We start from the raw sequence: 22833 nt of genomic DNA on the forward strand, positions 1-22833 counted from the left end.
GGTAAATGCGTTCCAGGGAGCCCGCGGCGGAGGGCTCCTCTGTCAGAGTCATCCTACAGAAAGGGTTCCCGCGAGGCGAGTTCTATACAAGGCGCGGCGCCGGGCTGCAAGCGCCACGTGACAAATTCACGAAGAGCGCTGTTGGCATTTCGCTGCACACCGCGCCGCGCGGCGCCGGCCCGGAACCCGGGCATGGGATGTGCAATCTCAGTCATTGAGGCGGGTTCTTTTTCAAGTTTCTTTCCCGCCTACTTATCCCTCGGAGCTCGAGCAGCCCCGGGGGATTTTTTATTGTGCGCCGCAGCGAAGAAATGGACCTTTGTAGGACGCGACGCCCCTACATGGTCGGCGGACATGCCGCCGGCCACTTGACGCAGGTCACTCGCGCCGCGGAGAGGCGGCAGGCGCGCGCCACAATGCGGCCCCATGGCCAAGCTCGAACACCTCCGCAGCCAGCGCTGGCTGGCGCGCAACGAATTCCGCTCCTTCAACCACCGCTCGCGGATCATGCAGATGGGCTACGACCCCAAGGACTGGGAAGGCAAGCCGCTCATCGCGATCCTCAACAACTGGAACGACTTCAATCCCTGCCACCAGCACTTCAAGCACCGCAGCGAGGAGGTCAAGCGCGGCGTGCTGCAGGCCGGCGGCTTCCCGCTCGAGCTGCCCACCGTCTCGCTCGGCGAAGTGCTGATCAAGCCGTCCGCCCTGCTCTATCGCAACATGCTGGCGATGGAAGTCGAGGAGATGATCCGCGCCTATCCCGTCGACGGCGTGGTCCTCATGGGCGGCTGCGACAAGACGACGCCCGCGATGCTGCTCGGCGCCACCAGTGCCGACGTGCCGGCGATCTTCCTGCCCGCCGGGCCCATGCTGCGCGGCATGTCGCGCGGCCAGACGCTGGGCTCCGGCTCCGACGCCTTCAAGTACTGGGACGAGCGCCGCGCCGGCACCATCAGCGAGCCGCAGTGGATGTCGATCATGGGCGGCATCGCCCGCAGCGCGGGCACCTGCATGACGATGGGCACGGCCAGCACGATGATGTCCATCGCCGAGGCTATCGGCATGGCGCTGCCGGGCGCGGCCTCGATCCCGGCCGTCGACGCCAGCCACCAGCGCATGGCCACGGCGTGCGGCCGCCGCATCGTGGACATGGTGCACGAGGACCTGCGGCCCTCGAAGATCCAGACCCGCGATGCCTTCCTGAACGGCATCACGGTGGCCATGGCCCTGGGCTGCTCCACCAACGCCATCATCCACCTGATCGCGCAGGCGCGCCGCGCGAAGCAGGAGATCTCGCTGGACGACTTCGACCGCATCAGCCGCGAAGTGCCGGTGCTGGCCAACATCCGTCCGAACGGCACCAGCCAGTACCTGATGGAGGACTTCTACTACGCGGGTGGACTGCGGGCGCTGATGCAGCGCGTGCAGTCGCACCTGCGGCTGGACCAGGTCACGGTGACCGGCAAGACCGTCGGCGAGAACCTCGAAGGCGCGGAGTGCTTCAACGACGACGTGATCCGGCCCTGGACCAACCCGGTCTACAAGGAAGGCGCACTGGCGGTGCTGCGCGGCAACCTGGCGCCGGACGGCTGCGTGATCAAGCCCTCGGCCATGAGCGAGAAGTTCATGCAGCACACGGGCCGCGCCCTCGTCTTCGACGACTACCCCAGCATGAAGAAGATGCTGGACGACGAGCACGCCGACGTCACGGAAGACGACGTGATCGTGCTGCGCAATGCGGGACCCAAGGGCGGCCCCGGCATGCCCGAGTGGGGGATGATCCCGATGCCCGTGAAGCTGCTCAAGGAAGGCAAGCGCGACATGCTGCGCATCAGCGACGCGCGCATGAGCGGCACCAGCTACGGCGCCTGCGTGCTGCACGTCGCGCCCGAAGCCTTCGTGGGCGGCAACCTTGCGCTGGTGCGCAACGGCGACCGCATCAGCATCGACGTCACCAGGCGCAGCATCCGCGTCGAAGTCTCCGACGAGGAACTGGCGCAGCGCCGCGCGCAGTGGCAGCCGCTGCCGCCGCGCTTCGCGCGCGGTTATGGCTGGATGTTCACGCAGCACATCCTGCAGGCCAACGAGGGATGCGACATGGATTTCCTGCAGGCGCAGTTCGGGGAGAGTGCGGGGGAGCCGGACATTTATTGAGCCGTCATTCCCGCGCCGATGCGTCATTCCCGCGCAGGCGGGAATCCACCGCCGCTGCGCGGCGGCTCTGGGCCCCCGCCTGCGCGGGGATGACGAGGGGGAGCACGCCGGCCACCTTGCGTCCCCCCGCTACGTAATACTCCCCACCTCCAAGGTCAGTCTCCGGTCAGTGCGGCGCGCCGAACATCGCGGCCGTCGCCAACCAACCGACCTTTCCAATGAACGACCGCAACCTCGCCCGGGGCCTGTTCCTCGTGGCGGTCTCCCTCGCGTTCGGCCTCACGGCCCTGCGCTACCCCATCGGCGACTTCGCCCGCGCCGGCGCCGGCCTCTTCCCCGTCGTGGTCAGCTCCATGCTGCTGCTGATCGGCATCGCCACCGTGGTGCGTTCGCGCTTCGTGCAGAAGGTCCACCTGGACTTCCACCCGAAGAACATCGCGATCATCCTCGGCAGCCTGTGCGCCTTCGCCGTGGTCACCCTGCTCGTGAACATGACGGCCGCCATCGTCACGATGGTGTTCATCGCCACGCTCGCCGGCACCACCTACTCCTGGAAGCGCAACGTGAAGATCGCCATCGGCCTGTGCCTGATGGCGCTCGTGTTCGCCAAGCTCCTCGGCATGAACCTGCCCCTGTACTGACATGGACGTCCTGCACAACCTGGCGTTCGGCTTCTCGCACGCCCTCGCGCTCCACAACCTGATGTACTGCGCCATCGGGTGCGTGGTCGGCACCCTCGTCGGCCTGCTGCCCGGCCTGGGCCCGCTGGCGACGATCTCGATCCTGCTGCCGCTCACGTACTCCATCGACACCACGGGCGCGCTGATCATGCTGGCCGGCATCTACTACGGCGCGCAATACGGCGATTCGGTTTCCGCGATCACGATGAAGATCCCGCACGCGAGCTCGATCGTGGCCTGCATCGACGGCTACGCGATGACGCTCAAGGGCAGGACCGGCCTGGCGCTCTTCACCGCCGGCCTCTCCAGCTTCATCGGCGGCACCGTCGCCATCGTGGTGCTGGCCTTCCTGGCCCCCACGCTGGGCGAGGTTGCCTTCCTGTTCGGCCCGGCCGACTACTGCGCCCTGATGATGGTGGGCTTCGTCTGCGTGTCCTTCGTCACCACGGGTTCGCTGCTGAACGGCCTGGCGATGTGCCTGATCGGCGTGCTGCTCGGACAGATCGGCACGGACGTGAACAGCGGCCTGCAGCGCTTCACGCTCGATCTGCCCTTCCTCGCCGACGGCATCGGCATCGTCTCGATCGCGCTGGGCTGCTTCGGCATCGCCGAGATCACGAAGAACCTCGACTCGCGCGAGGAGCGCTCGCCCTTCAACGGCAAGATCAAGCTGATGCCCACGTGGGCCGAGTTCAAGCGGATCTGGCCGAGCGCCATCCGCGGTTCGCTGGTCGGTTCCTTCCTCGGCATCCTGCCCGGCGGCGGCCCCACCATCGCGCAGTTCGCGGCCTATGCCATCGACAAGAAGGTCTCGAAGTACAAGCACGAGATCGGCACCGGCTGCATCGAGGGCGTGGCTGGCCAGGCCGCCGCCGACGAGGCCGCCGCGCGCACCAGCTTCATCCCGCTGATGTCGATCGGCATTCCCGAGAACGCGGTGATGGCGTTGATGATGGCCGCCTTCATCATCAAGGGCATCCAGCCCGGACCGAACATGATCGCCGGCCATCCCGAGCTGTTCTGGGGCCTGGTGGCGTCGATGTGGGTCGGTAACTGCTTCCTGCTGATCCTGAACGTGCCGCTGGTGCGCTACTGGCTGTCGGTGTTCAAGGTCCCGTACAACGTGCTGTTCCCGTGCATCCTGTTCTTCTGCTGCATCGGCACCTACAGCGTGAACAACAACGTGGACGACATCTTCATCACGGCGGCCTTCGGCCTCATGGGCTACCTGATGATGCGGCTGGAGCTCGATGCCGCGCCGCTGATGCTCGGATTCATCCTCGGCCCGATGCTGGAAGAGAACTTCAGGCGCGCGCTGCTGCTGTCGCGCGGCAGCTTCGGTGCCTTCTTCACCCGCCCGATCAGCGGGACGCTGCTGGGGCTGATCGGGCTGTTCATGGCCTGGCAGGTGGTGGCGTTCTTCCTCAAGGCGCGCGGCACGAAGGCGGCTGCGCTGGCGACGAAGGCGACGCAACCCGCCTGACGAACAGCCTTCCTTGCGACCCGTCCTTCCGCGCACAGCGGTCGGACGGATTGAGCCCGGCGCAAGCCGGGCCTTTTTTCTTTCTCCCTCCCCTCCGGGGGAGGGCTGGGGTGGCGGCTGGTCAACGCATGCGGCTTCTTCTTTGCCTCCAACTTCTCTCGTTGCTTCCTTCGCGCCCAGCCCTCGCATCACCTCGCCACCGGCCCCTCACACGGCCCCACCCGCCGCCCATGCAGCCTTTGCGACAGCGTCATGTTCTTGCCGCCCATCTTGATCTCCAGCACCGCGGCCACATCGCTCGCGTCGACCCGGAAAACAGCCGATCCCGATGCGGCTTCCGGGTTCGCGCACTGCAGGCGGAACCGCAGACCGTCACTCTCCTGCGCAACCGGCACCAGCCCGCATCCCGTGAAGGCCTGGTGCCGCAGCAGCGGAAACATGTCGCTGGCATCGGGCTCCTGCAAGCACTGGCGGGTGCGCGTCGTCGCGTAGCGCAGCGCCTCCTCCAGGTGCGGCAGCACCGTCTCGGTCGTGAGTTCGTATTCGCCGGAGGGCACGGCGACCGGTGTTGCGTTGGCGACCGAGAGGCTCGTTGCCATCAGCAGGGCCGCAATCCATGGGAAAAGCCGCGTTGCGCCGCGAGGACGCATGCTCCCGCGCGCGCCTCCACGGGGCGCTGCGTGTGCGCTCCGCCTGTCAGTCCCCAGCACGCTGCCCCGCGACAAGTTCAAGGTTCTCGGACTCCGCCCACTCGCGCAAAGCGGCTTCACACGCCTGCTGCTCGTAGGAGTACCAGGCCTCCAGCAGGCCACGACGCTCCAGCAAGTCCTTGAAGCGGGCATAGGCTCCGCGCCTGGAGAAGTAGCCCCGGACCTGCTCGTACGCCTCGGGAGCGTTCGCCTCGATGAAGCGAAAGACCAGGCGCTGGCCGAGGTCGAGGTCGTGCTTGTGCGGTACACACGCATAGAGCGTCCCGTCCTTCACATCCTCGGGAAGCTCCTCGCCAAGACCGAGGTCTTCGGTATCCCAGAAAATCCGGCCCGTTTCGCGGCTCACATAAGCCGCATGTTCAAAGGGCGTGCCCGCACTCACGAATTCATGGGCGTCGAGGAGTTCGGACAGGTACACGTTGGTGCGCATGGCTGAACCTGGGAAATGGCATGGGAGCGTGCTGGAGCTCGGCCCCATTGTGCCGCGAGGTCAACTCTCGGGGTCGTATCCGAACTCGCGGAGTTCCTGCGCGCAGCGGCAAGCCTTGGCGATCTTCGCGGCCCATTGGACGGCGGCTTCGCGCGACGGGAGTTCCAGGACACAGAAGCCGCCGTCGAACTCCCTGGTCTGCGGGTAGGTCTCGTTCGTGACGGTGCCGTCGGCGGCGACCATCAACGGCGCGACGTCCCCGTTGATGCCACCGCCGAACACATACACGCCGGCGCCCTTCGCCTCGCGGATGACCGCGTGTGATGCTTCGCCGACGGCGGCCATCTCTTCGTCGGAGATCTTCATCGCCGACGCGGGGAAGGAGATAAGGTACTTGGCCATCGTTCGGTCCCCGGTGTGAGTTCTGGAATCGAGTCTGAAGCCTGCCGTCGGAGTTGACCGGCACGAAGCGGAACAGCGCCGCGACCCGCATTCTGCCGCGCAAGGCCTGCGGCACCACGCCGCTGCGAGTCCGCGTCGGATGATCTGCCAACCATCACCCGACGTCCACTTCGGTAAAGCTGCCCGGGCGCGCGCACTCGACCGCTTCAAGCACTTTCTCCGTCGCCGTCCGAATGCGCGGCCAACTTGTAGTGGACAGGACGACGACAGCCAGGCGGCGCCCGGCAAGGTTCTGTTGAAACTTCAGGTTCTTGTCGGTGGTCAGGAGGACTTCGAACCCCTCGGCCTCTGCGGCAGCAAGCAGAGCGCCGTTCTGCAGCGTGCCCCAGCCCAAATCGAATGCGGTTTCGACGGAGTGTCCGACCAGCGCATGGCGCAGCGGCGCCGGCGTGCCTTGGTCGAAGAGAACGCGCACTACACGACCACTGCGGAACTTCGCGCGGCGTGCTCGAGGACAGCACGGACCTGCTCCAGGGACACACCCGGGAACCACTGCACGAAATCCTGGATTGACGCCCCGTCCTCCAGGTTCTCGAAGAGGGCCGCGACCGGAACGCGCGTGCCGCGGAAAACCCAGGCGCCACTGACGCGGCTGGGGTCTCGCTCCACGGCGGAACAACTCGACCAGGCCATCATGGCACTCATGCTAGCACCGACGGTCGAAGACGGCTAAAGCCAGCGTAGCGGCACGCATCGGCAAGGCGTCGCGATCCGTACGCTCCCGTGCAGGCGCGGCGCCGCTCGGCGTCCGTGTCGAATGACCTGTTTAGACCGCAGCGCGGATCGCTTGTACAACATGTTCGAAGAGCTCTGATGCGCTATTCGTGCATCCCAAAGCGCCGCGCCTTCTTGCCTCTGCCTTGTGCTCAGGTGCGTTCGATCCACCACGCGCCGAATCCCCTCCCCCGCAATCCGTATGATCCCCCCACCCCCACCGCAGTCCCCATGAAAATCCTCGAAATCCGCGAGAAGACCGTCCCCATCGCATCTCCCATCCGCAACGCCTACATCGACTTCAGCAAGATGACGCTGAGCCTGGTGGCGGTGATCACGGACCAGACGCGCGACGGCAAGCCCATCGTCGGCTACGGCTTCAACTCCAACGGCCGCTACGGCCAGGGCCAGTTGATGCGCGAGCGCTTCCTGCCCCGCATCATGGAAGCGCAAGCCGATTCGCTCCTGGACACCCGTGGCGTTCTCGACCCGCACAAGGTCTGGGACACGATGTTCCGGAACGAAAAGCCCGGCGGCCACGGTGAGCGTTCCGTCGCCATCGGCACCATCGACATGGCGGTCTGGGACGCCGTGGCGAAGATCGAGAACAAGCCCCTGTTCCAGCTGCTGGCTGACCGCTACGGCGACGGCACGGTGAACCGCAAGGTGTTCGTCTACGCCGCCGGCGGCTACTACTACCCGGGCAAGGACGACGAGCAGCTCAAGGCGGAGATGCGCAGCTACCTCGATCGCGGCTACGCGGTCGTGAAGATGAAGATCGGCGGCGCCTCGCTGGCCGAGGACCAGCGCCGCATCGAGTCGGTGCTGTCCATCCTCGGCCCCGGCCAGCGCCTGTGCGTGGACGCCAACGGCCGCTTCGATGTCGACACCGCCATCGCCTATGCCAAGGCGCTGTCGCAGTACGACCTCTTCTGGTACGAGGAGGCCGGCGACCCGCTCGACTACGAGCTGCAGGCGATCCTGCGCAGCTACTACAGGAACCCGATGGCCACCGGCGAGAACCTGTTCTCGATGCAGGACGCGCGCAACCTGATCCGCTACGGCGGCATGCGGCCGGACCGCGACTGGCTGCAGTTCGACTGCGCCCTCGCCTACGGCCTGGTCGAATACCTGCGCACGCTGGCCATGCTGCGCCAGCACGGCTGGTCGCCAGCGCGCTGCATCCCGCACGGCGGCCACCAGATGTCGCTCAACATCGCCGCCGGCCTGGGCCTGGGCGGCAACGAGTCCTATCCGGACCTGTTCCAGCCCTTTGGCGGCTTCCCCGATGGCGTGAAGGTCGAGAACAGCTACGTGACCATGCCCGACCTGCCCGGCATCGGCTTCGAAGGCAAGAGCGACCTGATCGCGCAAATGCGGGCGCTGTCCGCCTGATCCGCTGCGCATGAGGCCACGCCTTCCCGCCCTCTTCGCCGCCGGCCTCGTGCTGGCCGCGCCGGCCCTGGCCACGCACTTCGAGCTGGAGGCGTACGACCTGCGCAAGTGTCTGCAGTGGTCGATCACCCGCGCCGAGCACCCGGTGCGCACCGCCGATTACCGCGCGGCCAAGGCCCGGGCGCGCGGCGGGCTGGAGGTGTTCGCCGCCACGGCCGAACTGCCCGAAGGCGGCTCGCTGCACAAGTTCGGCGCCTGCTCGTACCGGCATGTGCGCGGCAAGCCGGTGCTCGGTTGCGTGCCCGTGCTCGATTTCCCGCTGGCCGGCGCCACCTTCGTGCTGGCCAACGACCAGCGCTTTCGCAGCGCGACCGTGCTGCGCTGCGCCTCGGGCTGCGACCAGAAGATCCCCGACCTCGTCTACGAGCTCGACGACACCAGCAGCCCCGTCGCCGTGCAGGAGCGCGAAGAGCGCGCCCGCGGCGCACGGCTGCGGCGCGCCTGCGCCGGCCTGCGCTGAGCTTGTAGGACCGCGCCGCGTCCTTGTAAAGCGGCGCCACAAGCCCTGCCGTGCACAGCAAACTCCCGCCGCAGGGAAGCAGTACAGGGAGCAGCGCATGGAAAGGATCTGGGGGCCGGTCGACGGGTTCTATCTCGCGGCCTATGCATCGCCCGCGGGCGACGGCGATCGCTTCAGCAGCTACGCCAAGGTGTGCTGGACACGCCCGGACAACTACTGGGACGCCGATTGCGCGTTCAAGATCTTCGGCGGCGAGCACCACCGCTCGCTGGAAGATGCGCTCGCCGCAGTGGCCGCGGATGCCCGCAACCAGGTTTCCTGCCTGCCCCCGCATGCGAGCACGCTGGCCCAGTGGCGCCAGCGCGACCACGTAACGATCCCGCGCCTGTTCGCCGCCACGTTCACCCGCCACCGCATGGCGCGAACCGCCGGCGCGCGCTGCTGATTTCGTAGCAGCGGGCCCACAGTTGCCGCCGCCAGGAACGCTTTTGCTGGACCGCCCGCAGGCCGAGCTATGAAAATCGCAGCGATGGCCGCTTCCACGCCCACCTACTACGACGTGCTTCAGGTCGAGCGCACGGCCTCGCCCGAGCGCGTGCGAGCGGCGTACCGCAAGCTGGCCCACAAGTACCACCCGGACAAGATGCCGGGGAACGCCAACGCCACCCGCGCGATGGCCGCCATCAACACGGCCTACGAAGTGCTTGCCGATGCGCAGCGTCGCGCCGAGCACGACCTGTGGATCCAGCGCATGGAGCGCGGGCCGCAGGTCCGGCGCGCGGCGCAGCCGGCGCCGAATGCGCTGACCCGCCTGCTGCGCAGCAACGACAGCTGGCCTTGGTACCTGCTGTTCGGCACCATGTCCGTCGCCCTGGGCACGATTGGCACCGCGGTCTACCTGGCGGCCATGCCGGCCCGGGCCACGGCCGCGCCACAGCCCTGCGCCATCAGCGCTTCGGCCCAGCCCGCCGAGTGCCCGCGCCGCAGCTGATCGGTCCGGGGTTCCTGCTGCCCGCCCGACGGCGCTGACGGGCAGACCCGCCCCGGTCCGATGCCGCCGCGCCCAGCCCGGCCGCACCTTGTCGGTATCGGAAAAAACAAGGAGCGCACATGAACCGCAAGACCCTGACCGCGGCCGTCCTGGCCGCCGGCGCCCTGATGGGCGTCGCTTCGGTTGCCCAGGCGGTGCCCGCCGTGGTGGCCAACACCGGCAGCTACTACCCCGGCACGACCGTCTACCCCGCCCAGCCCAACACGACCGTCTACGGCTATCCCAACCAGGCCGTGATCGTGCAGCCGGCACCGCCCGCGCCGGTCTACGAAGCCATCCCCGCCCCGCGCCAGGGCTACGTCTGGGCACCGGGCCACTACGAGTGGCGCGGCGGCCAGTACGCCTGGATTCCCGGCGAGTGGATGACCGCCCGGCCGGGCTTCGCCTGGCGCTCCGGCCACTGGGAGCAGGCGCGCAACGGATCGTGGGAGTTCGTCGCCGGCCACTGGATGCGCACCGACGACTTCGCGTACAACGACGACCGCCGTGGCCCCTACGGTGACCGCGACCGCGACGGCGTGGTCAACCGCGACGACCGCTATCCGCGCGACCCGTCGCGTTATTGAGTGACTCTCGCGCAGGCGCCGCTTCAGGCGCCTGCCATCTTCGGCTGCAGCATGCTGAGCCGGTTGCGTTCGGTGTCGTAGAACGCGACGTAGAGGCCGACGCCGGGGATCTCCATCGGCTCGCCCAGCACTTCACCGCCGGCCTCCTTCACCTTGCGCGAGGAGGCCGCGATGTCCTGCACCGCCACCACCACCGAAGGGTGCTGCCCCGGCATGTCCGCCTGGCGCGGGAAGAAGCCCCCGTTGATGGCGCCGCGCTTGCCTTGCGGCGGGCCGTCCTGGTCGGCCGTGGTCGCCAGCACGTAGTTGCCCATCTCGGCGCCCATCATCTGCAGCTGCCAGCCGAAGGCCTCCTGGTAGAAGCGGGCGATGCGCTCGCGGTCGTCGTACGGCATTTCGAAGTGCACTACCGGGTCCATCGTTCACTCCTTGCGTCTCAGGCCGCGCGACCGTCGTAGTGCTTCACGGGCACGCTCTCGAGGTCGAAGTCCTCCAGCGTGCGCAGGTTGATCGCGGCCATCTTCGCCCCGCCCGGCGCCACGCCTTCCGCATACGGATGGATGCCGCAGGTGGGGCAGAAGCGGTGGTTGATCACGTGCTTGTTGAACACATAGGTGGAAGCCGCGTCCTCGGGCGTGAGCAGGCGCAGCTTGTCGCGCGGCACGAACCACAGCAGCGAGCCCTTGCGCGAGCAGATCGAGCAGTTGCAGGCCAGCGCGCTGTCGACCTCTCCCTCCACTTCGTAGCGGATGCGGCCGCAGTGGCAGCTGCCATGGTGAATCATCGGGATCTCCGCAGGTTGGCCGGGCGAACTTTGTAGAGCGCGCCGGGCGGCATGTCAAGGAAGCACCATTGCCGCGCTTGCGCAGCGGTGCTAGCCTCCCGCGGCGCTTTTCCCCCAACCACAACGAGGATCCCCCATGCGCACCACCCCTTCCATTGCATCCCTGATCGCCGGCCTGATGCTGGCTGGCACTGCCGGTCTCGCCACGGCGCAGCCGGCAGCGGCCCCCGCCGCAGCGCCCTCGGTGCCCCAGTACGGCAACAACGTCAACCACGACCAGGCGCGCCGGGCGATTGCCGGCGCGCTGGCCGAAGCACGCCGCATCAACGTGCCGATGGCCATCGCCGTGGTCGACACGGCGGGTAAGCTGGTCGCCTTCGAGAAGATGGACAACACGCAGACGGCCAGCATCGACGTGGCGCAGGACAAGGCGGTTTCCGCCGCCATGTACCGGCGGCCGACCAAGGCCTTCCAGGACGGCCTGGCCGCCGGCGGCGCCGGCCTGCGCATCCTGACGCTGCGCCACGCGAGCGCCGTCGAAGGCGGCATCCCGCTGATGGAGGGCGGCCGCATCATCGGCGCGATCGGCGTCTCCGGCGGCTCGGCGGAGCAGGACGGCGTGGTCGCGGCCGGCGGCGTCGCGGGCCTGACGCGCTGATCACCCCTGGGCGGCCGCGCACTCAGCGTCCGCCGCCCAGCCCCATGGAGCGCGAGATCACTTCCTTCATGATCTCGTTGGTGCCGCCGTAGATGCGCTGCACGCGGGCGTCCGCATACGCGCGGGTGATGGCCACTTCCCACATGAAGCCGTAGCCGCCGTGCAGTTGCACGCACTCGTCCATCACCTTGCATTGCAGGTCGGTGGTCCAGTACTTGGCCATGCTCGCGGTCGCGGTGTCCAGCTTGTCGTGCAATACCAGCTCGAGGCAGCGGTCGACGAACACGCGCGCCACCTGCACCTCCGTCTGCAGCTCCGCGAGCTTGTAGCGGGTGTTCTGGAAACCGGCGAGCGACTGGCCGAACACGCGCCTGTCCTTCACGTACTGCAGCGTCCAGGCGATGGCCGCTTCCGACGCAGCGACGGCGGTCACCGCGATCTGCATGCGCTCCCACGGCAGCTGCTCCATCAGGCAGACGAAGCCGCGGTTCTCCAGCGCAGGGCCGCCCAGCAGGTTCTCCGCCGGCACGCGCACGTTGTCGAAGAACAGCTCCGACGTATCCTGCGCCTTCAGGCCCAGCTTCTTCAGGCGCTGGCCCTTCTCGAAACCCTGCATGCCGCGCTCCACCACGAGCAGGCTCGTGCCCTTGGCGCCGGCGGCGGGATCGGTCTTCGCGACGACGATCACCAGGTCCGCGTGCCAGCCGTTGGTGATGAAGGTCTTGCTTCCATTGAGCAGGTAGCTGCCGTCGCCCTGCCGGATCGCAGTGCTCTGGATGCCCTGGAGGTCGCTGCCGGCGGCGGGCTCGCTCATCGCGATGGCGCCGACCATGTCGCCGCTGGCCAGCCGCGGCAGCCAGCGCTGCTTCTGCTCCTCGCTGCCGTAGTGCAGCACGTACGGCGCCACGATCTCGTTGTGCAGCCCGAAGCCCACGCCGGTGAAGCCGCCGCGGGCCAGCTCCTCCATCTGCACCACGGAATACAGCTTGTCGGCGCCGGCACCGCCGTAGGCCTCCGGCATGGTCGGACACAGATAGCCGTTGGCGCCGGCCTGCTGCCACAGCGCGCGGTCCACGTAGCCCTGCTCCTCCCATTGGGCATGGAAAGGCGCGACCTGCCTGTCGACGAAGCGGCGGAAGGCGTCGCGAAAGGCCTCGTGCTCGCTGGAAAAAAGGGTGCGTTCGATCATGGCGAAAGTGGCGGCACCCGCCGCGGCCGGCGCCGGGGCGGGTGCCTTGGGTTGGAACCCTACTTTACTTGCGGCGCGAGGCCGGCGCTTCCGGCAGCGCGCGCCCGCCGGGCCCGGCGCTGAAGGTCAGCGGACTCTCGGCGAACTGCTGGCCGATGCCCCGCTTGCTCCAGTCGCACACGCCGGTCGAGAACACGTCCTGCAGCCGCGTCCACTGGCCTTCGGTGAAGGCGATGCCGCCGTGGTCGTCGCGGTCCAGCGGCTTGAGGCGGCACTTCAGCACGTCCTCGGCGCGCGGGCCGCCCGCCACCTGGCGCGGCGAGGCCGCCGGCCGCAGGAAAGGATCGGCGTCGCACACGGCGAAGTCGAACACCTTGGTCTGGGTGGCGTCGCCGGGGATCAGGCAGAAGTCGCGCGTGTTCGCCGGCCGCGCGTCGCGCACCTTGCCTTCGATCGGCTTGCCGCGCCGGTCCGCGACCAGCGTGGTGAGCCACTGGTCCATGGCGTCCAGGCCGTCGAGGAACATGGTGCCGGGCGGCGTGAGGCCGGTGCTGGCGAAGCGCCACAGCGCCTGGTTGCCGGCGTCTCCCGCCTCGCGCGTGATGCGCTCGCGCACGGCGAAGCTGTACCACTGGTGGTGGATCGGGATCGGATTCACACCGGCAACCTGCCCGGGCGGCACGTTGATGTTGGAGTCGTCCCAGCCGCGCATGTCGATGATGGGAGTCTTCGCCAGCTGGCGGCCCGAGGCCACGATGCCGGCGCGGTACGCGGTCTGCAGGGCCGCGCCGTCGGCGACGCTGCGCGCAGCCCGCGGCGTCGAGTCGCGGTCGCTGCCGCCCACCGCCTCGTTCACCGCGACGAACTCCTCGGGCGTGATCGCACCGGAGAGCAGCGCCTTCAGGCCGTACTGCACGCCCTCGTTGTCGCGCGTGTCGTTCGCCGCCACGCCGCCCGGCGCCTTGCCCCAGATCGACTCGGCCCACGACCACGCGTTGCAGCGCGGCAGGCCGGCGGTTTCCAACGGGCGTGCGGGGTCGTACACCGCGCTGTTCGGCAACTCGCAGTTGTTGGTCGGCGCGCCCAGCGGGATCACCAGGCCGGCCGCGTTGGCGACGACGCGCTGCACGTACACCCCCGCCTTGCCGTTGCTGCCGAAGGCATTGAACCAGGCATGGCAGCCGGAGGGATCGGGGTGGCCGTTGATGGCCGCCTTCTTGGCGTCGACCACCGACTGCGGCAGGCCGGCCCACAGCGGCGTGGCGCGCAGCTTCTGGTAGGCCTCCACCAGCAGCGTGCAGTCGCCGACCTCCATCGAGGTGGTCTCCGAGTCGGGGTAGGTGCAGGTGGTGATCACGCCATCGAGCAGGCCGGGCGCGATGGACGCGTTCATGTTCGAGTTGATCGAGCCGCCCGAGCAGCCGGTGCCCAGCGTGTACTTCACGCGCCCGTAGGTGTCGATGATGTGCTCCTTCATCATCATCACCGTCTCGCTCATCATGACGCGGTTGGAGTTGCGCGAGGAGTCGGTCATGCTGTTCTGCACGACCAGGTAGCCGCGGCGCAGCTGCTCCTCCAGCCCCGTCCAGTTGATGGTGGAACGGGCTTGGCGGCGCGGCTGGCCGGTGCTCACGCCGAAGGAGTAGTAGACCTTCTCGTTCCAGGCCTTCTGCGGCGCGACCGCGCTCCACGGCTTCGCCGGGTCGAACAGGACGGCGATGTCGTAGATGCCGCGGTTCATGGTGCCGCGCTCCAGGCGCACGACGAAGGGCACCGTGACGCCGGCATCCGTCGTCGCCATTGCGGCATCGGACGGCGGCCTGGCGGGGTCGTACGGCTTCCAGCAGGGGTTGGCCGGCGGCGTGGGCGCGCCGGGGATCACGCCCGTCACGCCATTGCTGTTCCACACCGGGTCGGGCAGCCCCAGCGAGCACTGGCCGGGACCGTTGCCGGCGGCGGCGGTGGTGCGGTAGTACAGCTTGAATTCGCTGGGGATCGTGCAGTTGGCATCCGGCTGCCCCGCCAGGCCGCTGCCGTTGCTGGCCGGGACCTGGCCGTTGGCCGGCCGCGGCGTGGGCGTGGCGCAGTAGAACGGCGTGATCTGGGGACCGGACAGCACGGGGCCGCTGCGGGGCGCGTTGGTGACCACCAGGCGCGCGCCGGGGCCGCCGCGGACGGTGGCTTCGACCACGTTGTCGCCGTTCGCGAGGCCGGTGACCAGGCCGATCACGCGATCGTCACTGCTGCGCCCGAAGGCTCCCGTGACGTCGCGGCCGTTGACCGTCACCTTCAGCACGCCGGACGTGAGCGTGCCGGGCGGCGCCTGCACCTCCAGCAGCGCGTCGCCGTCGCTGACCAGGTCGGCGCGGTTGGAGAGGGTGCGGATCTCGAACGGCCCTTCGTTGCCGCCGCGGCCCTGCAAGGATTGCGCGGTGGCGACGGGGCCTGCTGGTGTGGCGGGATCGCCGCCGCCGCAGGAAGCCAGGGTGGCGCAGGCGAGCGCGATGAGCGCGAGGCGGCCGGTGGCATGCGGCAGCCGCAGCCGGTGCAAGCTGGATGGCAAGGTTGTCTCCTTGTGTCGTTGGGGCGGCCTGGTCTCTGGTGGCCAGGCTCGGCGTGCAATCTAGGCCCGGGCGCGTCCGCCATCCTTGAGGGATTCCCCGACTCGGTCACGTGCGCGACACGCGCTGCCCTGCCGCGGCGCTGCCTATACTGCCCTCGCCATCGAACGACCGGAGATCCGCATGACCGAAGCCTTCGTCTACGACGCCATCCGCACGCCGCGCGGCAAGGGCAAGAAGGACGGCAGCCTGCACGAGGTCAAGCCCGTGAACCTGCTGGCCGGCGTGCTGGCCGAACTGCAGCGGCGCAACGACTTCGACACCGCTGCCGTCGACGACGTCGTGATGGGCGTGGTCTCGCCGATCGGTGAACAGGGCTCGGTGATCGCGAAGGTCGCCGCACTCAAGGCCGGCTGGGACTGGCGCTGTTCCGGTGTGCAGCTCAACCGCTTCTGCGCATCCGGGCTCGAGGCAGTGAACATGGCGGCGCAGAAGGTGCGCTCCGGCTGGGAGGACCTGGTGGTGGCCGGCGGCGTCGAGAGCATGAGCCGGGTGCCCATCGGCTCCGACGGTGGCGCCTGGGCGCAGGACCCGGAAACGAATTCGGCGACGGCCTTCGTGCCGCAGGGCATAGGCGCCGACCTGATCGCCACGCTGGAAGGCTTCACGCGCGAGGACGTCGACGCCTACGCGCTGGAATCGCAGCGCCGGGCCGCGCGCGCTCGCGAGGGCGGTTTCTTCTCCGGCTCGGTGGTGCCGGTGAAGGACGGGCTGGACCAGACGATCCTGGCGCAGGACGAGTTCATCAAGCCGCACACCACGATGGAAGGGCTGGCGTCGCTGAAGCCCGCCTTCGAGCAGCTCGGCGCACTGGGCTTCGACCAGGTCGCGCTCGGCCGCTACCCCTGGGTGGAGCGCATCCAGCACGTGCACCACGCGGGCAACTCCTCCGGCATCGTCGACGGCGCCGCAGCGGTGCTGGTCGGCAGCGAGCAGGCCGGGCGCGCGCATGGCTTCAAGCCACGGGCGCGCATCGTGGCCGCCGCGCTCTCGGGCGCCGACCCCACCATCATGCTGACGGGGCCGATGCCGGCCGCACGCAAGGCGCTCGCCAAGGCGGGCATGAGCATCGACCAGATCGACCTGTTCGAGGTGAACGAGGCCTTCGCCGCCGTGCCGATGCGCTTCATGAAGGAAATGGGCGTGCCATCCGACAAGGTCAACGTCAACGGCGGCGCCATCGCCATGGGCCATCCGCTGGGCGCCACGGGCGCGATGATCCTCAACACGCTGATCGACGAACTGCACCGGCGCCAGCTGCGCTTCGGCCTGGCCACGCTGTGCGTGGGGGGCGGCATGGGCATCGCCACCATCGTGGAGCGCGTGTGATGCAGACCATCCGCTACGAACTGGCCGGGGGCATCGCCACCCTCACGCTCGACGAGCCCGGCTCGCCGGTCAACACCATGTGCGAGCAGTGGCAGCAGGACCTGGGTGCCGCGGTGCAGCAGGTGCTGGCCGACCGCGGCGCGATCCGCGGCATCGTGCTGGCCTCCGCCAAGAGCACCTTCTTTGCCGGCGCCGACCTCAAGGCCACGATGCGCCTGCAGCCGCAGGACGGGCAGCGCGTGTTCCGCGAGATCGAGCAGGTGAAGAAGAACTTCCGCACGCTGGAGACGCTCGGCGTGCCGGTGGTTGCCTGCCTGAACGGCTCCGCCCTGGGCGGCGGCTGGGAAGTGGCGCTGGTGGCCCACCATCGCGTCGCGGTGGACTCGCCGAAGATCCAGTTCGGCCTGCCGGAGATCACGCTGGGGCTGATCCCCGGCGCCTCGGGCATCACCAAGATGACGCGGCTGCTGGGCCTCATGGGCGCGCAGCCCTCCATCCTGGAAAGCAGGCTGTTCTCGCCGCGTGAGGCGCTGGAGCTGGGCCTCGTGCACGAACTCGTCCCCGACGCCGCGGCCCTGCGCCCGGCGGCACTGGCCTGGATCGAACAGCATCCGCAGGCGCAGCAGCCCTGGGATGCGAAGGACTACCGCATGCCGGGCGGCACACCGTCCAACCCGAAGATCGCCGGCATGCTCGCGGTTGCACCCGCGGCGCTGAAGCAGAAGACGCGCGGGCTCTATCCGGCGCCCGAATACGCGCTGGCCGCCATGGTGGAAGGCGCGCAGGTCGATTTCGACACCGCGCTGCGCATCGAGTCGCGCTACCTCGCGAAGCTGATCGTGTCGCCGGTGGCGAAGAACATGATCAACACCTTCTTCTTCAACCTCAACGCGATCAAGGCCGGCCAGTCGCGCCCGCGCTGGGAGGGCCGCTTCGTGCCGCGCAAGGTGGGCATCCTCGGCGCCGGCATGATGGGCGGCGGCATCGCCTACGCCCAGGCCAGCCGCGGCATCGCCACCGTGCTGCGCGACGTGTCGCTGGTCAAGGCGGAAGCGGGCAAGGCCTACAGCCTGAAGATCACGCAGCCGCGCGTGGCCAAGGGCCGCATGGGCGCCGAAGAACAGCAGGCGCTGCTGGCGCGCATCACGCCGACGGAATCGCTGAAGGACCTGCAGGACTGCGACCTGGTCATCGAGGCCGTGTACGAGAACCGCGAGCTGAAGGCGCGCGTGACGAAGGAAGCCGAGCCCCTGCTCGCGCCCGACGGCTTCTTCGCCAGCAACACCTCGACGCTGCCGATCACCGGGCTGGCCCGCGCCAGCGCGCGGCCGCAGAAGTTCGTCGGCATCCATTTCTTCAGCCCCGTCGACAGGATGAAGCTGGTGGAGATCATCCGCGGCCAGGCCACCGACGACGAGACGGTGGCGCGCGCCTACGACTACGTGCAGGCGCTGGGCAAGATCCCCATCGTGGTGAACGATGCCCGCGGCTTCTTCACCAGCCGCGTGTTCGGCACCTTCGTCATGGAAGGCGCGGCGATGGTCGGCGAAGGCATCCCGGCGCCGGTGGTGGAGCAGGCCGGGATCCAGGCCGGCATGCCGGTCGGTCCGCTGGCGGTGCTGGACGAGACGGCGCTCTCGCTGTCCGTGCACGTGCTGGACCAGACCCGCGCCGACTATCGCGCGGACGGCAAGACCTACATCGCGAGCGCTGGCGAGCTGCTGGTGGAGCGCATGGTCAAGGAGTTCGACCGCAACGGGCGCGCGGCCGGCGGCGGCTTCTACGAGTACCCGCAGGAGCCCGGCGTGCGCAAGTTCCTGTGGCCGGAGCTGAAGAACCTGTTCGAGCAGCCCGGCACCGCCTGGGACCTGCAGGACCTGAAGGACCGGCTGCTCTATCGCCAGTCGGTCGAGACGGCGCGCTGCCTGGCCGAAGGCGTGCTGACCAGCGTGCACGACGCCAACGTCGGGTCGATCTTCGGCATCGGCTTTCCGGGCTGGACCGGCGGCGCGCTGCAGTTCATCTACGGGATGGGATTGAACGCGTTCCTGGCGCGGGCAGGCGAGCTCGCCGCGAAACATGGGCCCGGGTTCGTGGTGGGACCGGAAGTCGCGGACGCCCTGCGCCGCTTCGAGCCGCATGGGTAGGCTGGCGGTGAGCCGCGCCAGCACGCGAACCCCGGCACTTGCGCGCTGATCGCTGGGGTTCGGCCGGCGATCGTTGACTCCGGCAATCATTTGCCGGAGACTCTTGCCCATGCCCAGCTCCCCCGGCCGCGTCGCCAGGTCGCACGTGAAAGCCGTGCGCGCGTTCAACCGCTTCTACACCCAGCGCATCGGCATCCTCAGGCGCTACCTCGACTCCGACTTCACGCTCACCGAGGTGCGCGTGCTGTACGAACTCGCGCACCGGCCGCCGCTCACGGCGCGCGAGCTGGTGCGCGACCTCGAGCTCGATCCCGGCTACCTGAGCCGGATCCTGCGCCGCTTCGAGCATGCCGGCTGGCTGGCCCGCGAGACGGCCGCGCACGACGCCCGGCAGAACCTGCTGCGGCTCACCGAGGCCGGCTACGCCACCTTCGCGCCGCTGCAGCAGAAGTCGCGCGACGAGGCCGCGGCGCTGCTGGCCGCGGTGCCGCCGGCGGCGCGCCCGCGCCTGATCGAGGCCATGCAGACGGTGCACCGGCTGCTCGAGGCTCCTGCTGCCGCCGGACGCCGCATCGTGCTGCGCGATCCGCGGCCCGGCGACCTGGGCTGGGTGGTGCAGCTGCATGGCGAGCTCTATGCGCGCGAGTACGGCTTCGACGCGCAGTTCGAGGCGCTGGTGGCCGACGTCGCGGCGAAGTACCTGCGCGACTTCGACCCCGCATGGGAAAAGGGCTGGATCGCCGAGGTCGACGGCGAGCGCGCCGGCAGCGTGTTCCTGGTGCGCAAGTCGGCGACGGTGGCGAAGCTGCGCCTGCTCGTGCTGCTTCCGCAGGCGCGGGGCCTCGGCCTCGGCGGGCGGCTGACCGACGAATGCATCGCCTTCGCCCGCGCCAGGGGCTACCGCAAGGTGGTGCTGTGGACGCAGAGCATCCTCACCGCGGCCCGCCACATCTACGCGAGCCGCGGCTTCGTGCTCAAGGAAAGCCAGCCCTACACGGCCTTCGGCCACGCGCTGGTCGCCGAAACCTGGGAGCTGAAGCTCTGAACCGGGCCCTGTTCGCCGCGGCAGGGTCCAGCGTGCTGGTGGGCGCGGCGATCGTCGCCTCGCGCTCGGTGGTGGCGGAAGTGCCGCCGCTCACCCTCGCGCTCCTTCGGTATGCGGTGGGTTTCCTGTGCCTGCTGCCGTTCGCGCTGGCGGCGCTGCGCGGCACGCGCACCCTGCCCCCGCCGCGCGACCTGTGGGCGATGGCCGCCCTCGGGACGGGCCAGTTCGCCATCCTGATCGCGCTCCTGAACTGGGGCCTGCAGTCCGTGGCCGCCGCGCCGGCGGCGCTGATCTTCAGCCTGTTTCCGCTGGTCACGCTGCTGCTCGGTGCCGCGCTGCGCAGCGAGCGGATCACGGCGCGGCTGCTGGCTGGCGTGCTGCTTTCCATCGCCGGCGTGGCGCTGGCACTGGCGCCCAAGCTGCAGGGCGCGGGTCGCGGCAGCTGGGGGGGCGAGCTGGCCGTGTTCGCATCGGCCTGCGTCGGCGCCCTGTGCAGCGTGCTGTACCGGCCTTACCTGCAACGCTATCCGACGGTGCCGGTGTCGGCCTTCGCGATGCTCGTCTCGGTGCTGTCGCTGGCCGCGGCGGCGCTGTCCGAAGCGTGGCCGTGGCGCGTGCTGGCCCTGAGCGGCGCGGCGTGGGGCGTGGTGGCTTTCATCGGGCTGGCGAGCGGCGTGGGCTATTTCTGGTGGCTGCATGCGCTCAAGCACGAGCCGGCCACCCGCGTCACCGTGTTCCTGGCGCTCAACCCGGTGACGGCCGCGGTGCTCGGGTGGGCGCTGCTGGGCGAGCCGCTGGCGCCGCAGCTGCTCGGGGCCCTGGCGCTGATCGCCGCCGGCCTGTGGCTCGCCACAAGACCCGCGAAGCCAGGAGGACTGGCGTCCCCGCGATAATCGCGGAAATGTCGTCCACCTTCGATGGCGCCGCGGACGCCCCGCCGCTGGCCCGCCCCCGCTCCCGCACCGACCTCTTCATCTCGTTCACGCTGCTGGCCCTGCAAGGCTTCGGGGGCGTGCTGGCCGTCGTGCAGCGCGAGCTCGTCGAGAACAAGCGCTGGATGACGCGCGAGGAATTCATCGAAGAATGGGCGGTGGCGCAGATCATGCCCGGCCCGAACGTGATCAACCTCTCGATCTCGCTGGGCTCGCGCTACTTCGGCTTCACCGGCGCGCTGGCGGCCGTGGCCGGCCTGATCACCTTTCCGCTCGGGGTGCTGCTCGCGCTGGCGCTGTTCTATGCGCAGTACTCGGGCGACGCGCACATGGTCGGCGCCGTGCGCGGCATGGGCGCGGTGGCGGCCGGCCTCATCACGGCCACGGGGCTCAAGCTGATGCCGGCGTTGAAGCGCAACGTGCTGGGCGTGCCGCTGTCCGCCGCCCTGGGCGTGCTCGCCTTCGTGGCGATTGCGTGGCTCAAGCTGCCGCTGTTGTGGGTGCTGCTCGCGCTGGGCGGCGTCTCGTGCGTGCTCGCGTTCCGGAAGCTGGCATGAACCCCATCGCCATGCATGCGGGCGACTGGCTGTCGCTGCTGGTGCACTACCTGTCCCTGTCGATGCTGTGCGTGGGCGGGGCGATCACCACCGCGCCCGACATGCACCGCTTCCTGGTGCAGGAAAAGGGCTGGCTGACCGACCCGCAATTCAGCGCCTCCATCTCGATCGCCCAGGCGGCGCCGGGGCCCAACGTGCTGTTCACCGCGCTCATGGGCTGGAACGTCGGACTCAACGCCGGCAGCCTGTGGACGGCGCTGCTGGGGATGGTCCTGTGCCTGGGCGGGATCATGCTGCCCAGTTCGCTGGTGGTGTATTTCAGCTCGCAGTGGAGCCACCGCAACCGCGACCTGCGTGCGGTGCGCGCCTTCAAGCAGGGCATGGCGCCCCTGATCATCGCCCTGCTGGTGGCGACGGGCTGGATCCTCACCACGGCCAACGGCTATGCGCTGCGGAACTGGCCGACGTGGGCGGTGACCTTCGTGACGACGCTGGTGGTGTGGAAGACGCGCGTGCACCTGCTGTGGCTGCTGGGCGCGGGGGCGATCCTGGGGTGGATGGGGTGGTTGTGAGGGGAGCATGAAGATGGGGCGCTGGTGCGCCCTCCCTGGGTCCCCGCCTGCGCGGGGATGACGCTCCGCCGACGCGCGCTACAGCGGCTTGACCTCCACCTTGCGCCACTTGATCGTGCCGCGGCCCCACTGCAGTCCGATCGGGCCGCTGGCGAAGCGGCGCGCGTCCTCGCGGATGTCGATCGTCTTCTGGCCATTGAGCACCACGACGAGGTGATCGCCCCGGGCGGTGATCTCGTACGTGTTCCACTTGCCACCGGCGCGCTGGAAGTTCGCCGGCACCTTGGCCACCTTCACGATCGATCCGGTGGCGTAGCTCGGGTCGGGCCGCTGGTCGAAGATGTTGGCCTCGTAGCAGTTCTCGTCGTTCACCACCTGCGGGTTCTGGCAGCGGAAGTAGATCCCGCTGTTGGCGTCGTCGCTGGCCCAGAACTCCGCGCGCAGCATGAAGTCGCGGTAGCTGTTGTTGGTGAGGAGGTAGGCCGGGTCCTTGCCGCCGGCCGTGGCCTGGATCGCACCGTCGGTGGCCGTCCAGTTCGCCTCGCCCACGCGGCGGAAGTTCTCCATGCCGCGCGTCCCGTCGATCAGCGTGGTCCAGCCGCTGCCGGGCATCATCGATTGCATCTGGGCGCAACCGCCCAGGGTGGCGGCGAGGGCCGCCGCGGCGAGGGCCGCAACCGTGCGAGTGTTCATCGGGGGGTCTCCTTGTTCTACCCGCGCGGATCGCGCGTGCGGCGAATCTTGGAGGCGTTCCTCCGCGCGGCGCAAGAGAGGAACAACTAGCGCAGGCTGCGACGACGCGTCGTTGCCGTGGCTCCGGAGGTCGACGCG

At 69.0% G+C, this 22833-nt stretch carries 25 protein-coding genes; 15 read left to right on the forward strand and 10 right to left on the reverse strand.

Annotated elements, in window-relative coordinates; all coding sequences use genetic code 11:
* The first annotated feature begins 426 nt into the window (after positions 1-426).
* The 3 genes from araD (at position 427) to JI746_RS08065 (ending at position 4320) form a co-directional block, all read left to right on the forward strand.
* Positions 427-2157, forward strand: a complete 1731-nt coding sequence (gene araD / locus JI746_RS08055; protein WP_201688306.1) for an L-arabinonate dehydratase — start codon at positions 427-429, stop codon at positions 2155-2157.
* A 218-nt stretch (positions 2158-2375) separates the two neighbouring features.
* A complete protein-coding gene (locus JI746_RS08060) occupies positions 2376-2798 on the forward strand; it encodes a tripartite tricarboxylate transporter TctB family protein (RefSeq protein WP_201688307.1) in 423 nt (140 codons plus the stop codon).
* A 1-nt stretch (position 2799) separates the two neighbouring features.
* A complete protein-coding gene (locus tag JI746_RS08065; RefSeq protein ID WP_201688308.1) occupies positions 2800-4320 on the forward strand; it encodes a tripartite tricarboxylate transporter permease in 1521 nt (506 codons plus the stop codon).
* Positions 4321-4508: 188 nt separating this feature from the next.
* Here JI746_RS08065 and JI746_RS08070 read toward each other — a convergent pair whose 3' ends face one another.
* The 5 genes from JI746_RS08070 to JI746_RS08090 form a co-directional block, all read right to left on the reverse strand.
* A complete protein-coding gene (locus tag JI746_RS08070) occupies positions 4509-4919 on the reverse strand; it encodes a DUF3617 domain-containing protein (RefSeq protein ID WP_201688309.1) in 411 nt (136 codons plus the stop codon).
* A gap of 97 nt (positions 4920-5016) precedes the next feature.
* A complete protein-coding gene (locus tag JI746_RS08075; protein ID WP_201688310.1) occupies positions 5017-5460 on the reverse strand; it encodes a hypothetical protein in 444 nt (147 codons plus the stop codon).
* A 60-nt stretch (positions 5461-5520) separates the two neighbouring features.
* Complete coding sequence (locus JI746_RS08080; protein WP_408004084.1) at positions 5521-5862, reverse strand: YciI family protein; 342 nt, start codon at positions 5860-5862, stop codon at positions 5521-5523.
* A gap of 154 nt (positions 5863-6016) precedes the next feature.
* Positions 6017-6337, reverse strand: a complete 321-nt coding sequence (locus JI746_RS08085; protein ID WP_201688311.1) for a hypothetical protein — start codon at positions 6335-6337, stop codon at positions 6017-6019.
* Complete coding sequence (locus tag JI746_RS08090) at positions 6337-6558, reverse strand: DUF433 domain-containing protein (protein WP_201688312.1); 222 nt, start codon at positions 6556-6558, stop codon at positions 6337-6339. Before JI746_RS08090 ends, JI746_RS08085 begins: the two co-directional genes overlap by 1 nt.
* 309 nt (positions 6559-6867) lie before the next feature.
* Here JI746_RS08090 and JI746_RS08095 point away from each other — a divergent pair, with 309 nt between their 5' ends.
* The 5 genes from JI746_RS08095 (at position 6868) to JI746_RS08115 (ending at position 10168) form a co-directional block, all read left to right on the forward strand.
* Positions 6868-8031, forward strand: coding sequence for a mandelate racemase/muconate lactonizing enzyme family protein (locus tag JI746_RS08095; protein ID WP_201688313.1), 1164 nt, complete (start codon positions 6868-6870; stop codon positions 8029-8031).
* Positions 8032-8041: 10 nt separating this feature from the next.
* The gene (locus tag JI746_RS08100) at positions 8042-8551 is read left to right on the forward strand and encodes a hypothetical protein (protein WP_201688314.1); all 510 of its coding nucleotides are present in this window, start codon (positions 8042-8044) and stop codon (positions 8549-8551) included.
* 97 nt (positions 8552-8648) lie between these two features.
* On the forward strand, positions 8649-8996 hold the full coding sequence (locus JI746_RS08105) for a hypothetical protein (protein WP_201688315.1): 348 nt from the start codon (positions 8649-8651) through the stop codon (positions 8994-8996).
* A gap of 84 nt (positions 8997-9080) precedes the next feature.
* A complete protein-coding gene (locus JI746_RS08110) occupies positions 9081-9542 on the forward strand; it encodes a J domain-containing protein (protein WP_201688316.1) in 462 nt (153 codons plus the stop codon).
* A gap of 119 nt (positions 9543-9661) precedes the next feature.
* Positions 9662-10168: a YXWGXW repeat-containing protein gene (locus JI746_RS08115; RefSeq protein ID WP_201688317.1), complete on the forward strand. Its 507-nt coding sequence runs from the start codon at positions 9662-9664 to the stop codon at positions 10166-10168.
* Between the two features lie 23 nt (positions 10169-10191).
* Here the strand turns inward: JI746_RS08115 and JI746_RS08120 are convergent, their stop codons facing one another.
* Complete coding sequence (locus JI746_RS08120; protein WP_201688318.1) at positions 10192-10587, reverse strand: VOC family protein; 396 nt, start codon at positions 10585-10587, stop codon at positions 10192-10194.
* 17 nt (positions 10588-10604) lie between these two features.
* Entirely contained in the window at positions 10605-10952 is a 348-nt protein-coding gene (locus JI746_RS08125; protein ID WP_201688319.1) for a GFA family protein, read from the reverse strand.
* A gap of 136 nt (positions 10953-11088) precedes the next feature.
* Between JI746_RS08125 and JI746_RS08130 the strand changes: the two genes are divergently transcribed.
* Positions 11089-11610: a GlcG/HbpS family heme-binding protein gene (locus tag JI746_RS08130; RefSeq protein WP_201688320.1), complete on the forward strand. Its 522-nt coding sequence runs from the start codon at positions 11089-11091 to the stop codon at positions 11608-11610.
* Positions 11611-11632: 22 nt separating this feature from the next.
* Here the strand turns inward: JI746_RS08130 and JI746_RS08135 are convergent, their stop codons facing one another.
* Together JI746_RS08135 and JI746_RS08140 are read right to left on the reverse strand one after the other, a co-directional pair.
* Positions 11633-12799, reverse strand: coding sequence for an acyl-CoA dehydrogenase family protein (locus JI746_RS08135; protein ID WP_201688321.1), 1167 nt, complete (start codon positions 12797-12799; stop codon positions 11633-11635).
* A 64-nt stretch (positions 12800-12863) separates the two neighbouring features.
* A complete protein-coding gene (locus JI746_RS08140; protein WP_201688322.1) occupies positions 12864-15362 on the reverse strand; it encodes a DUF6351 family protein in 2499 nt (832 codons plus the stop codon).
* A gap of 181 nt (positions 15363-15543) precedes the next feature.
* Here JI746_RS08140 and JI746_RS08145 point away from each other — a divergent pair, with 181 nt between their 5' ends.
* The 6 genes from JI746_RS08145 to JI746_RS08170 all read left to right on the forward strand — a co-directional run bounded on the left by JI746_RS08145 (position 15544) and on the right by JI746_RS08170 (position 22002).
* Positions 15544-16749, forward strand: coding sequence for an acetyl-CoA C-acetyltransferase (locus JI746_RS08145; protein WP_201688323.1), 1206 nt, complete (start codon positions 15544-15546; stop codon positions 16747-16749).
* Positions 16749-18896, forward strand: coding sequence for a 3-hydroxyacyl-CoA dehydrogenase NAD-binding domain-containing protein (locus JI746_RS08150; protein WP_201688324.1), 2148 nt, complete (start codon positions 16749-16751; stop codon positions 18894-18896). Before JI746_RS08145 ends, JI746_RS08150 begins: the two co-directional genes overlap by 1 nt.
* Positions 18897-19005: 109 nt before the next feature.
* The gene (locus JI746_RS08155; RefSeq protein WP_201688325.1) at positions 19006-19941 is read left to right on the forward strand and encodes a bifunctional helix-turn-helix transcriptional regulator/GNAT family N-acetyltransferase; all 936 of its coding nucleotides are present in this window, start codon (positions 19006-19008) and stop codon (positions 19939-19941) included.
* A gap of 8 nt (positions 19942-19949) precedes the next feature.
* The gene (locus tag JI746_RS08160; RefSeq protein ID WP_269129429.1) at positions 19950-20834 is read left to right on the forward strand and encodes a DMT family transporter; all 885 of its coding nucleotides are present in this window, start codon (positions 19950-19952) and stop codon (positions 20832-20834) included.
* 8 nt (positions 20835-20842) lie between these two features.
* Positions 20843-21430, forward strand: a complete 588-nt coding sequence (locus JI746_RS08165; RefSeq protein WP_201688327.1) for a chromate transporter — start codon at positions 20843-20845, stop codon at positions 21428-21430.
* Positions 21427-22002: a chromate transporter gene (locus tag JI746_RS08170; RefSeq protein WP_201688328.1), complete on the forward strand. Its 576-nt coding sequence runs from the start codon at positions 21427-21429 to the stop codon at positions 22000-22002. The genes JI746_RS08165 and JI746_RS08170 overlap by 4 nt, the downstream gene beginning before the upstream one ends.
* Before the next feature lie 78 nt (positions 22003-22080).
* Here the strand turns inward: JI746_RS08170 and JI746_RS08175 are convergent, their stop codons facing one another.
* Complete coding sequence (locus JI746_RS08175) at positions 22081-22695, reverse strand: 3-keto-disaccharide hydrolase (protein ID WP_201688329.1); 615 nt, start codon at positions 22693-22695, stop codon at positions 22081-22083.
* Positions 22696-22833 lie beyond the last annotated feature (138 nt).

It is taken from the genome of Ramlibacter alkalitolerans (assembly GCF_016722765.1).
GTDB classification, from domain to species: domain Bacteria; phylum Pseudomonadota; class Gammaproteobacteria; order Burkholderiales; family Burkholderiaceae_C; genus Ramlibacter; species Ramlibacter alkalitolerans.

Bases quoted from the DNA above. Each gene is read 5' to 3' on its own strand.
- araD (WP_201688306.1), top strand. From the start codon at position 427: ATGGCCAAGCTCGAACACCTCCGCAGCCAGCGCTGGCTGGCGCGCAAC.
- JI746_RS08170 (WP_201688328.1), top strand. From the start codon at position 21,427: ATGAACCCCATCGCCATGCATGCGGGCGACTGGCTGTCGCTGCTGGTG.
- JI746_RS08175 (WP_201688329.1), bottom strand. From the start codon at position 22,695: ATGAACACTCGCACGGTTGCGGCCCTCGCCGCGGCGGCCCTCGCCGCC.
- JI746_RS08155 (WP_201688325.1), top strand. From the start codon at position 19,006: ATGCCCAGCTCCCCCGGCCGCGTCGCCAGGTCGCACGTGAAAGCCGTG.
- JI746_RS08145 (WP_201688323.1), top strand. From the start codon at position 15,544: ATGACCGAAGCCTTCGTCTACGACGCCATCCGCACGCCGCGCGGCAAG.
- JI746_RS08100 (WP_201688314.1), top strand. From the start codon at position 8,042: ATGAGGCCACGCCTTCCCGCCCTCTTCGCCGCCGGCCTCGTGCTGGCC.
- JI746_RS08110 (WP_201688316.1), top strand. From the start codon at position 9,081: ATGGCCGCTTCCACGCCCACCTACTACGACGTGCTTCAGGTCGAGCGC.
- JI746_RS08060 (WP_201688307.1), top strand. From the start codon at position 2,376: ATGAACGACCGCAACCTCGCCCGGGGCCTGTTCCTCGTGGCGGTCTCC.
- JI746_RS08120 (WP_201688318.1), bottom strand. From the start codon at position 10,587: ATGGACCCGGTAGTGCACTTCGAAATGCCGTACGACGACCGCGAGCGC.
- JI746_RS08115 (WP_201688317.1), top strand. From the start codon at position 9,662: ATGAACCGCAAGACCCTGACCGCGGCCGTCCTGGCCGCCGGCGCCCTG.
- JI746_RS08125 (WP_201688319.1), bottom strand. From the start codon at position 10,952: ATGATTCACCATGGCAGCTGCCACTGCGGCCGCATCCGCTACGAAGTG.
- JI746_RS08070 (WP_201688309.1), bottom strand. From the start codon at position 4,919: ATGGCAACGAGCCTCTCGGTCGCCAACGCAACACCGGTCGCCGTGCCC.
- JI746_RS08065 (WP_201688308.1), top strand. From the start codon at position 2,800: ATGGACGTCCTGCACAACCTGGCGTTCGGCTTCTCGCACGCCCTCGCG.
- JI746_RS08075 (WP_201688310.1), bottom strand. From the start codon at position 5,460: ATGCGCACCAACGTGTACCTGTCCGAACTCCTCGACGCCCATGAATTC.
- JI746_RS08150 (WP_201688324.1), top strand. From the start codon at position 16,749: ATGCAGACCATCCGCTACGAACTGGCCGGGGGCATCGCCACCCTCACG.
- JI746_RS08095 (WP_201688313.1), top strand. From the start codon at position 6,868: ATGAAAATCCTCGAAATCCGCGAGAAGACCGTCCCCATCGCATCTCCC.
- JI746_RS08130 (WP_201688320.1), top strand. From the start codon at position 11,089: ATGCGCACCACCCCTTCCATTGCATCCCTGATCGCCGGCCTGATGCTG.
- JI746_RS08105 (WP_201688315.1), top strand. From the start codon at position 8,649: ATGGAAAGGATCTGGGGGCCGGTCGACGGGTTCTATCTCGCGGCCTAT.
- JI746_RS08090 (WP_201688312.1), bottom strand. From the start codon at position 6,558: ATGATGGCCTGGTCGAGTTGTTCCGCCGTGGAGCGAGACCCCAGCCGC.
- JI746_RS08080 (WP_408004084.1), bottom strand. From the start codon at position 5,862: ATGGCCAAGTACCTTATCTCCTTCCCCGCGTCGGCGATGAAGATCTCC.
- JI746_RS08135 (WP_201688321.1), bottom strand. From the start codon at position 12,799: ATGATCGAACGCACCCTTTTTTCCAGCGAGCACGAGGCCTTTCGCGAC.
- JI746_RS08165 (WP_201688327.1), top strand. From the start codon at position 20,843: ATGTCGTCCACCTTCGATGGCGCCGCGGACGCCCCGCCGCTGGCCCGC.